Origin of the sequence: Vibrio misgurnus (assembly GCF_029635775.1) — a bacterium.
In the GTDB taxonomy this organism is placed as follows: Bacteria; Pseudomonadota; Gammaproteobacteria; order Enterobacterales; family Vibrionaceae; genus Vibrio; species Vibrio chanodichtyis.
In genome coordinates, this window is sequence record NZ_CP113241.1 from 1,817,370 (window position 1) to 1,831,006 (window position 13,637).

A 13,637-nucleotide genomic window follows, 5' to 3' on the forward strand; every position below is an offset into this window, starting at 1 on the left:
ATGACTCTTGATATTTCAAAATACCCAACTCTAGCTCTGGCGAATACTCCAGATGAGCTGCGCAGCCTGCCTAAAGACATGCTGCCGAAACTGTGTGACGAGTTACGCAGTTACCTACTCAATTCGGTCAGCCAATCAAGCGGCCATTTAGCCTCAGGGCTAGGTACGGTCGAGCTCACCGTCGCACTGCATTATGTCTACCGCACCCCCTTTGATCAGTTGATTTGGGATGTCGGCCACCAAGCTTACCCACACAAAATTTTGACTGGACGACGCGATCAGATGCCGACCATTCGCCAAAAAGAGGGCTTACACCCCTTCCCTTGGCGCGAAGAGAGTGAATACGACACTCTGTCTGTTGGCCACTCTTCAACCTCGATCAGTGCCGCGCTGGGTATGGCCATTTGTGCGGGTAAAGAAGGTCAAGACCGTAAAGTGGTCAGTGTGATTGGCGATGGTGCGATTACCGCGGGCATGGCGTTTGAGGCGATGAATCACGCTGGCGATGTCCACCCCGACATGCTGGTGATCCTCAACGATAATGAAATGTCGATTTCGGAAAATGTCGGTGCGCTGAATAATCATTTAGCCCAAGTGCTATCGGGCAGTTGGTACACGTCGATTCGCGAAGGAAGCAAAAAAGTACTTTCCGGCATTCCGCCGATCAAAGAGCTGGTACGTCGCACCGAAGAGCATTTGAAAGGTATGGTGGTGCCGGGTACGTTATTTGAGGAGCTTGGCTTTAACTATATTGGTCCGGTTGATGGCCATGATGTACTGGAACTGATCAAAACCCTGAAAAATATGCGCGAGCTAAAAGGGCCACAGTTTTTGCACGTCATGACCAAAAAAGGCAAAGGCTACGCACCCGCGGAGAAAGATCCGATCGGCTATCACGGGGTACCTAAATTTGACCCAAGCCATGATAGCTTGCCGAAAAGCAACAACCCTCAGCCAACTTTCTCGAAAATCTTCGGTGATTTTCTGTGTGATATGGCCGCGCAAGATCCAAAACTGCTGGCGATCACGCCTGCGATGCGTGAAGGATCTGGCATGGTGCGCTTCTCAAAAGAGTACCCAGAGCAATACTTTGATGTGGCGATTGCAGAACAACATGCCGTTACCCTCGCAACCGGTATGGCAATTGCTGGCTATCATCCGATTGTGGCGATTTACTCAACCTTTCTACAGCGCGGTTACGATCAACTGATCCACGATGTAGCGATCATGAACCTACCGGTAATGTTTGCTATCGACCGAGCTGGGATTGTCGGCGCAGATGGTCAAACTCACCAAGGGGCATTTGATTTAAGCTTTATGCGCTGCATCCCGAATATGCTGATCATGGCACCGGCTGACGAAAATGAGTGCCGGCAGATGCTCTATACTGGCCACCAACATCAAGGGCCAAGCGCCGTCCGTTATCCACGCGGTAACGGCATGGGCGTTGAGCTAAAGAGTGACTTTAGCGCATTAGACATCGGTAAAGGGCGCATCATGCGTGAAAGTCAGGCTAACTCCGGTGAAAAAGTGGCGATTTTAAACTTTGGTACGCTATTACCAAATGCTTTAGCGGCCGCAGAGAAACTCAATGCAACGGTGGCCGATATGCGTTTTGTTAAACCGTTGGATCAAGACTTAATCCAGCAGTTAGTCCAAAGCCACGATGTGTTAGTGACGTTAGAAGAAAACGCGATTGCAGGCGGCGCTGGGGCCGGAGTGATTGAGCTGATGATGCAACAAAAATGGATTAAGCCGGTATTGAATTTAGGCCTGCCGGATCAATTCATCGTGCAAGGTTCGCAGCAACAGATGCACGCAGAGCTCGGCTTAGATAGCACAGGGATCGAACATGCGATCCGTCGCTACCTTGCCAAGTAGACGCACTTTAATCACCCACGCTTGAATCACCACGCATTAACGAGCAAAGCCTTCATCACGAAGGCTTTGCTGTTATTGGCACGCGAAATTATACTTTCGCGCACCATTGTCAATGGGGCTAAGCCCTAACGATTCAGCAAGCTAGCTGGCCAAGCAAACTCATTCAACAAGCCTTGCCACACTTGATCGACACTAGCGCGCAACAACAAAGGCTGCTGAGTGTAAGGATGGACAAAACGCAACTCGCTGGCATGCAACATCAAACGCTGCGCCGAAAAGTGTTCCCGAAACAGTCGGTTATGCACACCATCACCATGGGTGGTATCCCCGACAATCGGATGGCGCAAGTGCGCCATATGCCGCCGTAATTGATGCTTACGCCCAGTCTTGGGTTGCATTTCCATCAAGCAATAACGCGTGGTTGAAAATTTTCCGGTCGCAATCGGCAGCTCCACATGCGCCAGTGGTCGATAAGCGGTGATCGCCGACTGCGCGGGTTTATCTTGCTGGGCAAATTTATCGGCGATTTTATCCAACTCTTCTTTGAGTGGGTAATCGAGCACATCCGCCTCGCGGATCCAACCGCGCACAATCGCGTGGTAGGTTTTCTCCATCTCATGATTGGCAAACATCGGCATCACATCGGAGGCAATTTGACTGGAAAGTGCAAACACCAACACGCCGGATGTCGGCCGATCTAAACGGTGCAGTGGAAAGACATGTTGGCCAATTTGATCGCGCAAAGTCTGCATCACAAACTGAGTTTCATGCTTATCAAGCCATGAACGATGCACTAGCATGCCAGCCGGTTTATTGACGGCGACCAAATACTCATCTTGATAAATAATCTCTAGCATCTATTGGCACACCTCATCAATACCTCGGATCAGCGCCAGCAGCGCTTGGTACTGCGCCTCTCCCTGCCACGCTTCGGCAAAATAAGGCTCCAGTGCAAAACCGCGCGGCACGCTGGCCTGAGCGATGGCTTGCTGCATTTTCGGTACAAAAATCCACTGTAACCACTGCTCAGGGGCTAACGTATCCACCGCAAAAGGCGCTTGGCTAGCCAGTGCTTGCGCGCTCGGTGGCGTTGTCTGCCACAACTGCAGCGCACGCAAACTCGATTCCAACTCGACGAGTAAATTCCCCAATCGGGTGTTCAACAACATAATAGATCCGATTTATCTGTAGGCTAGTTTTCAAAAAGTGCCATAGAATAGCACCGATTCTCACCACAGGGTGATGAACCAACGCGTTATTGTACTGATAACGCCTGTACTGATGACTCTGCCCAAGTTAGGAGCAGTTCTGTTATAAGCTCCCTGCACACCAAGGATAAAGCATGATCGGTGATTTATTGTGGATATTAGCCCTCTGCTGCGCCGGATGGGGATTTTGGCAGCAGCGCCACCAAGCGGAAACCGCCAGACAAGCGATTCAACGCCACTGCACCCAGCTTGATTTACAGCTACTCAATGTGGCCTTAGGTCAGCACAAATTCAAAACCAGCCAAGGTGCATGGGGTTGGCACACGGTGTATCTGTTTGAATTTTCAGCGCTTGGTGATGATTGTTATCAAGGTCAGCTAGAAATGCGCGGCTTAAGAGTAGGACGTTTTAGCCTGCCGCCATACCGAATTTAACTCAAGATTATCTCAGCAGCGCTGAGCGCTTTTGCTGACCGGCCATTTTGTCAGTAAGATGCCAGCAAACTCCGATCAGGAACGATTATGCAGACCACCAACGTTTCGCAACAACTAGAACAGATCCTTAATCAGCTCACCCAACAAGGCAAAACACCCTCGGTGGCGTTGGTCAAAGCGCGTTTAACCACCCCCGTGCCAATGCCAGCCATCATTGCTGCGCTCAAAAGTTGGAAAAATAGCCAACGCATTCCGAGCATCGAAGTGGCAGCCCCAATGCCTGCAAGTCTTGAGCAGCGGGTTGCCCTGTTAGAACAAACCTTATTGCAACTCTCAGCACGGGTCGCTGAATTAGAAGCCAGCACCCAAGGAGCACCAGTATGAAAATTTGGGTTGATGCCGATGCATGTCCAAAAGTGATCCGCGAAACCTTGATCCGCGCCGCAGAGCGTACCGGTATCGAGTGTACCTTTGTCGCCAACCATCTGATCCCACTGCCAAAGCGCGATAACATTCGTGCGCTGCAAGTCTCTGCAGGATTTGATATTGCCGATAATGAGATAGTCAGACGCAGCGAAGCGGGCGATTTGGTGATCACCGCCGATATCCCCCTTGCCGATGAAGTGATCAGCAAAGGCGGTTTAGCGCTCAACCCACGGGGGGAGCTGTACACCAAAGAAACCATCAAAGCGCGGCTCAATATCCGTGATTTTATGGATACCATGCGCGCCAGCGGTATTCAGACTGGTGGTCCGGCAGCACTTTCGCAAACCGATCGCCGCGAATTTGCCAATCATCTCGACCGGATTTTAGCCAAGCGTCGAGCATAAACCCTACACTGTCGATGGCCTGCCAGCTCGGTGGCAGGCTCAGCTAAGATGCCATTTCGCCTTGTGCAACGCTGAACCTACATCACGGCGCGCGATTTTTGCCACCAGCTATGCTATTTTTCGCTTATTCGCGCCGACTTATCATCACAATATGTATTCGATTGCCCCAATTGCCATTATTGAAAGCCCATACCAAGAGAAGTTTGCCGTCCCTCGTCAACCTCGTTTAGTGCCGAGTGCTAGGGCGAGAGTTAAACTGCTCGGTGAAGCCAACTGCGCAGAGGCGATCCGTGGGATTGAACAATTTAGTCATCTATGGCTGCTGTTTTTGTTTGACCAAAACCTCGCCGCCGGTTGGAAACCGACCGTGCGCCCGCCTCGCCTTGGCGGCAATCAGCGCTTGGGAGTTTTCGCCTCCCGTGCTACGTTTCGCCCGAATGGCATCGGCATGTCCGCGGTTGAGCTACATGGGGTGAGTAAACAAGGTGATCAGTATTATCTCGAACTTGGCAGCGTCGATTTGGTCAATGGCACGCCGATTATTGATATCAAACCTTATATTCCCTACTCCGATGCGATCCCTGACGCACAAGGCGGTTACGCCGATCAAGCACCTGTCTGTCTACCAGTCAGCTTTAGCCCATCCGCCGAGCACGTACTCAACACTCATGCAGCCGGAGAACAGCGCCGCGCGGTGATCCATCAAGTGCTGGCGCAAGATCCGCGCCCGGCTTACAAAAAAAATCATGCTGACGACAAGTTATATGCAGTGAATTTGTACGATTGGAACGTGAAATTCAGCGTGAGCAATCAAGCAATCGTAGTCAGTGCAATTGAACCCTTTTGACAAAACCATTTGGCTGATATTATTAGCGCCCAAATTCGCTTTATAGCTGACTCCTGTTAAGGCGATTCCTTAAACTTTGATAAAACGGATACCATAGAATGCGTACCAGTAACTATCTTCTTTCCACTCTGAAGGAGACTCCAAACGACGCAGAAGTTGTGAGCCACAAGCTCATGCTCCGTGCAGGTATGATCCGTAAGCTGGCTTCAGGTCTTTATACTTGGCTGCCTACGGGTCTGCGTGTGCTGCGTAAAGTCGAAAACATCGTTCGCCAAGAGATCGATAATGCCGGTGCTATCGAAACCTTGATGCCGGTGGTGCAGCCGTTTGAGTTGTGGGAAGAAACAGGTCGCTCTGAAAAAATGGGCCCTGAGTTACTGCGCTTTACTGACCGCCATGAGCGTCCGTTTGTATTAAGCCCAACCGCGGAAGAAGTGATCACCGCGCTGGTGCGTAATGAAGTAAGCTCGTACAAGCAACTGCCACTGAACTTGTACCAAATCCAAACCAAATTCCGTGATGAACGCCGCCCACGTTTTGGGGTGATGCGCGCCCGTGAATTCTGCATGATGGATGCGTACAGCTTTGATATCGACAAGGCGGGCCTAGAAAAATCCTACGAAGCCATGCACGTTGCGTATTGTAAAGCGTTTGACCGTATGGGCCTCGATTACCGCCCAGTGCTAGCAGATACCGGCGCGATCGGTGGTAACGGCTCACACGAGTTCCACGTATTGGCGGAAAGTGGCGAAGATCTGATTGCCTTCTCAACCGAATCCGATTACGCGGCCAACATCGAAAAAGCCGAAGCGGTGGCACCGGCGATTGAGCGCCCAGCGCCTGCGCAAGCGATGACGTTAGTGGATACACCTAACGCAAAAACCATCGCAGAATTGGTTGAGCAGCATGGTCTGCCTATCGAAAAAACCGTGAAAACCCTGTTTGTTAAAGCCTCAGATGAAATCGATGCGCCTATCGTTGCGCTGCTCATCCGTGGTGACCATGAACTGAACGAAATCAAAGCCGAGAAACTGGCGCAAGTGGCCTCACCGCTGGAAATGGCCAGCGAAGAAGAGATCCGTGCTCTGATCGGTGCAGGCCCTGGTTCATTAGGCCCTGTTGGTCTGAAACTGCCATTCATTGTTGACCGTACTGTTGCGGTGATGAGCGATTTCGGCGCTGGCGCCAATATCGACGGTAAACACTACTTCGGTATCAACTGGGGTCGTGACGTTGAACTCGGCCAAGTGGAAGATCTGCGTAACGTAGTAGAAGGCGATCCAAGCCCATGTGGCAAAGGTACTCTGATGCTTAAACGTGGTATTGAAGTGGGCCACATCTTCCAATTGGGCACGAACTACTCAGCCAAAATGAACTGTGGCGTACTTGACTCAAATGGTAAAAACACCATTTTGGAGATGGGTTGTTACGGGATCGGTGTTTCTCGGGTGGTGGCTGCGGCTATCGAGCAGAACCATGATGATTACGGCATCATCTGGCCTGATGCGCTTGCGCCTTTCCAAGTCGCGATTGTACCGATGAACATGCACAAATCTGAGCGCGTGCAACAAGCGGCTGAAACACTGTACACAGAATTAACCGCTGCGGGTATTGAAGTGCTGTTTGATGATCGTAAAGAACGCCCAGGGGTTATGTTCTCCGATATGGAACTGATCGGCGTGCCACACACCATCATCATTGGTGAGCGCAGCATGGATGAAGGCCACTTCGAATATAAACATCGTCGTAGTGGTGAAAAACAAGCGGTGGCGATGGCGTCGATCCACGAGTTTATCCAAGCTCAGATCGCCTAATCACCGGCACGATCAACATCGCGCTCAATCAACTCATCAGGTCGCTCTCGGGCGGCCTTTTTATTACTTATGCCAGCCCAGAGCTGATCGCCGGATAATCATTGTTCAAATGAGCGATGAGTTTGCGTTTGCGCAAGTGGCAAGTTTGGTATTTCCACCCGCTCTGTGTATATTGAGAGCAGTTATCATTTGAGGACAACCCAATGCAAGTTTACGATTGTTGTGAATTAGTACGCGAGCTTTACGCGCAAATTGGCAGTGGCGATCAAGGCTACATTCCTAAAGCGATCAGTTGTGCGCTGCGCACATTAAACGAGATCGCCGCCGATCCCGCTTTACCGCTCGAAACCAGACAAAAAGCCGCGTTTGCCGCGGCCAATTTACTGATTTCCGATTTTGAGGATTAATCCCCATGAATTTAGCCAACTTTGCCACCATGGATCCGATCATGCTGATGAGCATCGTGAACATGAAACTGCGTGACGATTTTGCTGGCGATTTAGACAAACTGGTCAACTATTTCGATATTGATCGCAGCGCGTTAGAAGCTAAATTAGCCAGTGCAGGCTTTGAGTTTTTAGCGCCAGTCGGCCAATTTCGCTAAATCAATGATCATAGCTAAGCGCCGAGGGTCATAGTAAAGCACCCAAGGTCATAGCCAAGCGCCCTTAATCAAAGCGGTGCGCAGCAAATTAGCAGCCCCCTAGCCTAGCTGGGGGTTTTCTCTATACAAAAAAGCGCAGAGATTTCTCTCTGCGCTTTTGGTTGGTCGTTAGCTTAAGGTTAACTCACATTAACCTTTAACCAAGGTATTTACGGGCATTTTGGAACATCCGCATCCAAGCGCCGTTCTCACCCCAATTATCTGGGTGCCATGAGTTGGCTACAGTACGGAAAACACGCTCAGGGTGCGGCATCATGATCGTCACTCGACCATCTTGAGTGGTTAAGCCGGTGATCGCATTAGGTGAACCGTTCGGGTTACTTGGGTAAGCTTGAGTTGGCTGACCAAAGTTATCCACGAAACGCACAGCCACAGTGCCAGATTGCTCCAGCGCCGCCAAATGCTGCTCATTGCGCACTTCAACACGCCCTTCACCGTGAGATACTGCAATCGGCATTCTTGAACCGGCCATTTCACTAAAGAATAGCGACGGTGATTTTTGCACTTCGACTAAGCTAAAGCGCGCTTCAAACCGCTCAGATTCATTGCGCACAAAACGTGGCCACAGCTCAGCACCTGGGATCAAATCACGCAGGTTAGACAGCATCTGACAGCCATTACACACCCCGAGTGAAAAGCTATCTTTACGCTGGAAGAACTGCTCAAACTGCTCACGCGCTTGCGGATTAAACAGGATTGATTTTGCCCATCCTTCGCCCGCGCCCAGAACATCACCGTAAGAGAAACCACCACACGCGACTAAACCTTGATAAGCATCGAGCACGGTTTGTCCGGTTAAAATATCGCTCATATGGATATCGACCGCATAAAAACCTGCGCGATCAAAGGCGGCCGCCATTTCCACATGCGAGTTGACACCTTGCTCACGCAAAATCGCCATCTTCGGACGGGCACCTTTGCCGATGTAAGGTGCCGCTATATCGGCTTGCACATCGTAGCTTAGCTTGGCGCTCAAACCTGGGTCACGGTTATCTTGTTTGGCGGCAAACTCTTGATCCGCACAGGCGGAATTATCACGCAATGCCTGCATCTTATGGGTCATTTCCGCCCAGATGGTACGCAGTTCAGTACGAGAACGCTCCATCAACACTTGCTCACCACGGGTGATCAGCAAGCGATCGGTCGCTTCTACTTCACCAATCACGTGTGAGCAGGTCGCCAAACCATGTGCCGATAACGTAGCAAATACGATATCCAGTTCAGTATTTTTTACCTGCAGCACAGCACCCAACTCTTCATTGAACAGTGCCGCCAGCGCATCATCGCCTAAGCTCTCAATATTGGCTTTGATGCCACAGTGACCCGCAAAAGCCATTTCTGCCAGCGTCACCAATAAACCGCCGTCGCCTTTGTCGTGATAAGCCACCAGCTTGTCGTCACGCACTAAAGCTTGCAGCGCATCAAAGAAGGCTTTGAGCTGGGCTGGGTTATCCACGTCAGCCGGTTTATCACCCAATTGCTTGTACACTTGCGCCAATGCGGTGGCACCAAGCCGATTCTGGCCGTTACCTAAATCAATCAACACTAAGCTGCTATCACCAAGATCGGTGCGCAGTTGTGGTGTGACCGTGTTACGAATGTCTTCAACCCGCGCAAAAGCGGTGATGATCAGCGATAGCGGCGAAGTCACTTCTTTCTGCTCGCCATTTTCTTGCCACTTGGTTTTCATCGACATCGAATCTTTGCCAACTGGGATCGTGATCCCCAGCGCTGGGCATAGCTCTTCGCCAATCGCTTTTACCGCTTCATAAAGACCAGCATCTTCGCCCGGATGACCGGCTGGAGACATCCAGTTAGCCGAGAGTTTAATGCGCTTAAGGTCACCAATATCGGTGGCAGCAATGTTAGTGATCGCTTCGCCTACCGCTAAACGTGCTGATGCACCGAAATCTAACAATGCCACTGGGGTACGCTCCCCCATCGACATCGCTTCACCGTGATAAGAATCAAAACTTGCAGCGGTTACCGCGCAGTTGGCGACCGGAACTTGCCATGGGCCAACCATTTGATCACGCGCTACGAGGCCGGTTACTGAGCGATCACCAATGGTGATCAAGAACGTTTTTTCAGCCACGGCCGGTAAACGCAATACGCGATCCAGTGCTTGGTTAAGTTCAATCCCTGAGCGATCTAACGCTGGACTCGCCACTTTCAGTGAATTCGCTTCGCGATGCATCTTAGGGGCTTTGCCAAGCAAGATTTCCATCGGCATATCGATTGGTGTGTTGTCAAAATGACTATCTTCTAGCGTCAAGTGACGCTCTGCAGTGGCTTCACCGACGACCGCATAAGGCGCACGTTCACGCTGACAAATCGCCTCAAAACGCGGCATATCTTGTGCCGCTACCGCCAACACATAGCGCTCTTGCGATTCATTACACCAGATTTCTAACGGGCTCATGCCCGGCTCATCATTCGGTACACTGCGCAGTTGGAATTTGCCACCACGATCGCCATCATTGACCAATTCAGGCAGCGCGTTAGAAATACCACCGGCACCCACATCATGGATAAAGGCGATTGGGTTTTGTTCACCCAATTGCCAGCAGCGGTCGATCACTTCCTGACAACGGCGCTCCATCTCTGGGTTTTCACGCTGTACCGAAGCAAAATCCAAATCTTCTGCAGATTGGCCAGAGGCCATTGACGAAGCTGCGCCGCCGCCAAGACCAATGTTCATCGCAGGACCACCAAGTACGATCAGTTTAGCGCCGACCGGGATCTCTTTTTTCTGAACATGCTCGGCGCGAATGTTGCCCATACCACCAGCAATCATGATCGGCTTGTGATAACCACGCACCTCTTCACCGGCGTGTGAAGTCACTTTTTCTTCATAAGTTCGGAAATAACCGAGCAGATTTGGACGACCAAATTCGTTATTGAACGCCGCACCACCGAGTGGGCCTTCCAGCATGATATCCAGCGCATTGACGATGCGACTTGGTTTACCAAAATCGCTTTCCCATGGCTGCTCGAAACCTGGGATTCGTAAGTTTGAGGTAGTAAAGCCGACTAAACCTGCTTTAGGTTTACCGCCAATCCCGGTAGCACCTTCATCACGGATCTCACCGCCCGAACCGGTTGAAGCGCCCGGCCAAGGCGAAATCGCGGTTGGGTGGTTATGAGTTTCCACCTTCATCAAAATATGCGCATCTTCATGATGATAGGTATATTTACGACTATCCGGATCCGGGAAGAAACGGCCCACGGTCGAGCCTGTCATCACCGCGGCATTATCTTTATAGGCGGACAGTACGTGATCCGGCGTCTGCTCAAAGGTGTTTTTGATCATCTTGAACAGTGATTTATCTTGCACCGCACCATCAATCGTCCAATCTGCATTGAAAATTTTATGACGGCAGTGCTCAGAGTTCGCTTGCGCAAACATCATCAATTCGATGTCATTAGGATTGCGGCCAAGCTTGGTAAAACTCGCGACCAAATAGTCGATTTCATCTTCCGCCAATGCCAGACCAAGGGAAACGTTTGCCTCTTCAAGCGCACGACGACCACCGGCCAACACATCGACCTGACTCATTGGGGTCGGTTGTGCAACACTAAACAGTTGCTGCGCATCGGTGAGTTCTGCGAACACCACTTCCATCATACGATCGTGCAGCAGCGCTTTAAGAGTCAGGACTTGCGCATCCGTCAGTGGCGCTTCTGTCTCCACATAATAAGCCGTACCGCGCTCTAAGCGCTTAATGGTACTTAACCCACAGTTATGCGCGATATCGGTGGCTTTCGAAGACCAAGGAGAAATGGTACCCGGACGCGGTGTCACCAGCAGCAGTAGGCCTTGTGGCTGATGTTCTTGAATGGTTGGACCGTAAGTGAGCAGTTGTTCGAGCTTTGCCAACTCTTGCTGATTAAGCTCGGCATTAAGATCGGCAAAATGCATAAACTCAGCATAAATACCCGTTACCGGTAGGTGTTGTTGATGACACGCAGTAAGGAGCTTGTTAACACGAAACTCTGAAAGAGCTGGGGAGCCACGCAAAATTCTCATGTGCTTAGGTCTCTATGTCCAATTGATTGAGGTGTAATTGGCATAAACTCTTTTAAATACAGCAAATTAAACTGTAAACAACCAATGTATGCCGATTTCACCTCAGCTAATGGCTGCGCATTATAGAGCAATTCTTTTTGTGACGTAACACCAAAAGCAACCGTTTGCGTCATTTTTTTCGTTAATTTTGAGTTACGGCCCATTTGCACAAATCTTCGAGCTAAATGACAGGCTATTCAGTGAGGACTTTGCCAAAACCAGCGCCTTTGATATAAAGACATCTGTCTTGATGAGAGAAAACCCAAATTGATGACTCCTTTTGCCTATAAACTCCCCATTCGCGCACTCTGGCTAGGCTTATTGAGCCTAGTGCTGCTCGGCTGCCAAATTGATTCCGAGCCGAAAAGCGAGCTAGAAAAAATCCGTGAGCGCGGAGTATTACGGGTCGGCACACTGAATAATCCGCTCTCCTACTACATTGGTCCCGATGGCCCAACCGGATTGGATTACGAGTTAGCTCGCGAATTTGCTAAAGAGCTGGGGGTAAAACTGGAAATGAAGCCAGCCTATCGCCTTGCTAGCCTGTTTCCAGCGCTGAAAAATGGAGAAGTGGATATTATTGCCGCTGGATTAAGCCAAACCGAGCAGAGGTTAAAAGATTTTCGGGCTGGTCCCGCCTATTACTATGTGTCGCAGCAGGTCGTCTATAAAAAAGGCGCATGGCGACCTCGCGACTTCAGACAGTTGGTCGAACGCCAACAAACATTGCGCAAAGATAATCTTGAATTGGATTTTTTCAGCGTGGTGGATGACTCACATTTTGAATACACCTTGCAAGCCAAGCAGCAACTGCACCCAGAGTTTCAATTTGATGTTGATACCAATTCCGATGTGAATGATCTGCTGAAAAAAGTATCACAAGGTGAATTGCTGTTTACCATGGCTGATTCGGTCGAAGTGTCTCTGTCACAGCGAGTCTACCCTGATTTAGCCGCGGCATTTGAGCTGACCGAAGATCAACCTATCTCATGGTTTTTACGTCGGTCGGATGATGAAAGTCTGTATGCTTTGATGATTGAGTTTTTTGGTAATTTAAAACAGTCTGGTTATCTTGCTTCATTGGAAGAAAAATACATCGGCCATGTCGGTGCCTTTGATTATGTCGATACGCGCGCCTTTATTCGTGCCCTTGACAGCCGATTACCGAGATGGATGCCGATATTCCAACAATACTCAGCTGAGTTTGATTGGCGCTTAGTCGCAGCATTAGCGTATCAAGAATCACACTGGAATCCGTATGCAAAATCACCGACTGGGGTGCGCGGCTTAATGATGTTAACCCTACCCACCGCACGCAGTGTCGGTGTTAGCGATCGCCTCGATCCTGAACAATCGATTCGTGGTGGAGTTGAATATCTGCGGCGAATGATGGTGCGCGTGCCTGATTCGATTTCTGAACATGAAAAAATTTGGTTTGCACTCGCCTCTTACAATATCGGCTATGGCCATATGATGGATGCGCGGCGTTTAACCAAGAGTCAAAATGGCGATCCTGATTCATGGGTCGACGTCAAAGATCGTCTCCCCCAGTTACAACAGAAGAAATATTTCACCCAAACACGTTATGGCTATGCCCGGGGGGAAGAAGCGCGTAGCTATGTGGAAAACATTCGACGTTACTATCAAAGCATTATTGGCCATCTTGAACAGCATCAAGTCGCGGTCGGTGATGAAAGCATCGAAGATCTGGCAGTCATTGAATTTGATGAAACTTTACTTAATCAAGATACCAGCAATGATGAGCTTGATGAAGAAGTGGTTAAACTCGAAGCGGAATCCATCGGTAATCGTAACCGCGATTTATCATCGGCTGATGAAAAGCAAAAATAGCTCGTTGATTTTTTGCTAAGAAAATCGCTAAATCAAGGC

At 50.0% G+C, this 13,637-nt stretch carries 13 protein-coding genes; 9 read left to right on the plus strand and 4 right to left on the minus strand.

Annotated elements, in window-relative coordinates; all coding sequences use genetic code 11:
* Entirely contained in the window at positions 1-1,881 is a 1,881-nt protein-coding gene (gene dxs / locus OOK74_RS08345) for a 1-deoxy-D-xylulose-5-phosphate synthase (protein WP_278182587.1), read from the plus strand.
* Between the two features lie 125 nt (positions 1,882-2,006).
* On the opposite strand, the gene truC is transcribed toward dxs, so the two are convergent.
* Complete coding sequence (gene truC, locus OOK74_RS08350) at positions 2,007-2,738, minus strand: tRNA pseudouridine(65) synthase TruC (RefSeq protein WP_278182588.1); 732 nt, start codon at positions 2,736-2,738, stop codon at positions 2,007-2,009.
* Positions 2,739-3,050, minus strand: a complete 312-nt coding sequence (locus OOK74_RS08355) for a YqcC family protein (RefSeq protein ID WP_278182589.1) — start codon at positions 3,048-3,050, stop codon at positions 2,739-2,741. It abuts the gene before it with no gap.
* A gap of 173 nt (positions 3,051-3,223) precedes the next feature.
* Between OOK74_RS08355 and OOK74_RS08360 the strand changes: the two genes are divergently transcribed.
* From OOK74_RS08360 to OOK74_RS08390, 7 genes are all read left to right on the plus strand, one after another.
* Positions 3,224-3,523, plus strand: coding sequence for a DUF3301 domain-containing protein (locus tag OOK74_RS08360; protein WP_278182590.1), 300 nt, complete (start codon positions 3,224-3,226; stop codon positions 3,521-3,523).
* A gap of 87 nt (positions 3,524-3,610) precedes the next feature.
* On the plus strand, positions 3,611-3,907 hold the full coding sequence (locus OOK74_RS08365; protein WP_274723530.1) for a DNA-binding protein: 297 nt from the start codon (positions 3,611-3,613) through the stop codon (positions 3,905-3,907).
* Complete coding sequence (locus OOK74_RS08370; protein WP_166014545.1) at positions 3,904-4,353, plus strand: YaiI/YqxD family protein; 450 nt, start codon at positions 3,904-3,906, stop codon at positions 4,351-4,353. The genes OOK74_RS08365 and OOK74_RS08370 overlap by 4 nt, the downstream gene beginning before the upstream one ends.
* A 151-nt stretch (positions 4,354-4,504) precedes the next feature.
* Positions 4,505-5,200, plus strand: a complete 696-nt coding sequence (gene tsaA, locus OOK74_RS08375; RefSeq protein WP_277208167.1) for a tRNA (N6-threonylcarbamoyladenosine(37)-N6)-methyltransferase TrmO — start codon at positions 4,505-4,507, stop codon at positions 5,198-5,200.
* A gap of 98 nt (positions 5,201-5,298) precedes the next feature.
* Positions 5,299-7,014, plus strand: a complete 1,716-nt coding sequence (locus tag OOK74_RS08380) for a proline--tRNA ligase (protein ID WP_278182591.1) — start codon at positions 5,299-5,301, stop codon at positions 7,012-7,014.
* A 203-nt stretch (positions 7,015-7,217) separates the two neighbouring features.
* The gene (locus tag OOK74_RS08385) at positions 7,218-7,421 is read left to right on the plus strand and encodes a YaeP family protein (protein ID WP_166014543.1); all 204 of its coding nucleotides are present in this window, start codon (positions 7,218-7,220) and stop codon (positions 7,419-7,421) included.
* Between the two features lie 5 nt (positions 7,422-7,426).
* The gene (locus OOK74_RS08390) at positions 7,427-7,618 is read left to right on the plus strand and encodes a DUF4250 domain-containing protein (protein ID WP_274723533.1); all 192 of its coding nucleotides are present in this window, start codon (positions 7,427-7,429) and stop codon (positions 7,616-7,618) included.
* A gap of 196 nt (positions 7,619-7,814) precedes the next feature.
* Here OOK74_RS08390 and purL read toward each other — a convergent pair whose 3' ends face one another.
* Together purL and OOK74_RS08400 are read right to left on the minus strand one after the other, a co-directional pair.
* Positions 7,815-11,708: a phosphoribosylformylglycinamidine synthase gene (gene purL / locus OOK74_RS08395; RefSeq protein ID WP_278182592.1), complete on the minus strand. Its 3,894-nt coding sequence runs from the start codon at positions 11,706-11,708 to the stop codon at positions 7,815-7,817.
* On the minus strand, positions 11,705-11,911 hold the full coding sequence (locus OOK74_RS08400) for a hypothetical protein (RefSeq protein ID WP_277208143.1): 207 nt from the start codon (positions 11,909-11,911) through the stop codon (positions 11,705-11,707). Before OOK74_RS08400 ends, purL begins: the two co-directional genes overlap by 4 nt.
* Before the next feature lie 106 nt (positions 11,912-12,017).
* Between OOK74_RS08400 and mltF the strand changes: the two genes are divergently transcribed.
* Complete coding sequence (gene mltF, locus OOK74_RS08405) at positions 12,018-13,598, plus strand: membrane-bound lytic murein transglycosylase MltF (protein WP_274723557.1); 1,581 nt, start codon at positions 12,018-12,020, stop codon at positions 13,596-13,598.
* The last annotated feature ends 39 nt before the right edge of the window (positions 13,599-13,637 follow it).

Coding starts and splice junctions, on each gene's coding strand:
- dxs (WP_278182587.1), top strand. CDS start 1: ATGACTCTTGATATTTCAAAATACCCAACTCTAGCTCTGGCGAATACT.
- truC (WP_278182588.1), bottom strand. CDS start 2,738: ATGCTAGAGATTATTTATCAAGATGAGTATTTGGTCGCCGTCAATAAA.
- OOK74_RS08355 (WP_278182589.1), bottom strand. CDS start 3,050: ATGTTGTTGAACACCCGATTGGGGAATTTACTCGTCGAGTTGGAATCG.
- OOK74_RS08360 (WP_278182590.1), top strand. CDS start 3,224: ATGATCGGTGATTTATTGTGGATATTAGCCCTCTGCTGCGCCGGATGG.
- OOK74_RS08365 (WP_274723530.1), top strand. CDS start 3,611: ATGCAGACCACCAACGTTTCGCAACAACTAGAACAGATCCTTAATCAG.
- OOK74_RS08370 (WP_166014545.1), top strand. CDS start 3,904: ATGAAAATTTGGGTTGATGCCGATGCATGTCCAAAAGTGATCCGCGAA.
- tsaA (WP_277208167.1), top strand. CDS start 4,505: ATGTATTCGATTGCCCCAATTGCCATTATTGAAAGCCCATACCAAGAG.
- OOK74_RS08380 (WP_278182591.1), top strand. CDS start 5,299: ATGCGTACCAGTAACTATCTTCTTTCCACTCTGAAGGAGACTCCAAAC.
- OOK74_RS08385 (WP_166014543.1), top strand. CDS start 7,218: ATGCAAGTTTACGATTGTTGTGAATTAGTACGCGAGCTTTACGCGCAA.
- OOK74_RS08390 (WP_274723533.1), top strand. CDS start 7,427: ATGAATTTAGCCAACTTTGCCACCATGGATCCGATCATGCTGATGAGC.
- purL (WP_278182592.1), bottom strand. CDS start 11,708: ATGAGAATTTTGCGTGGCTCCCCAGCTCTTTCAGAGTTTCGTGTTAAC.
- OOK74_RS08400 (WP_277208143.1), bottom strand. CDS start 11,911: ATGGGCCGTAACTCAAAATTAACGAAAAAAATGACGCAAACGGTTGCT.
- mltF (WP_274723557.1), top strand. CDS start 12,018: ATGACTCCTTTTGCCTATAAACTCCCCATTCGCGCACTCTGGCTAGGC.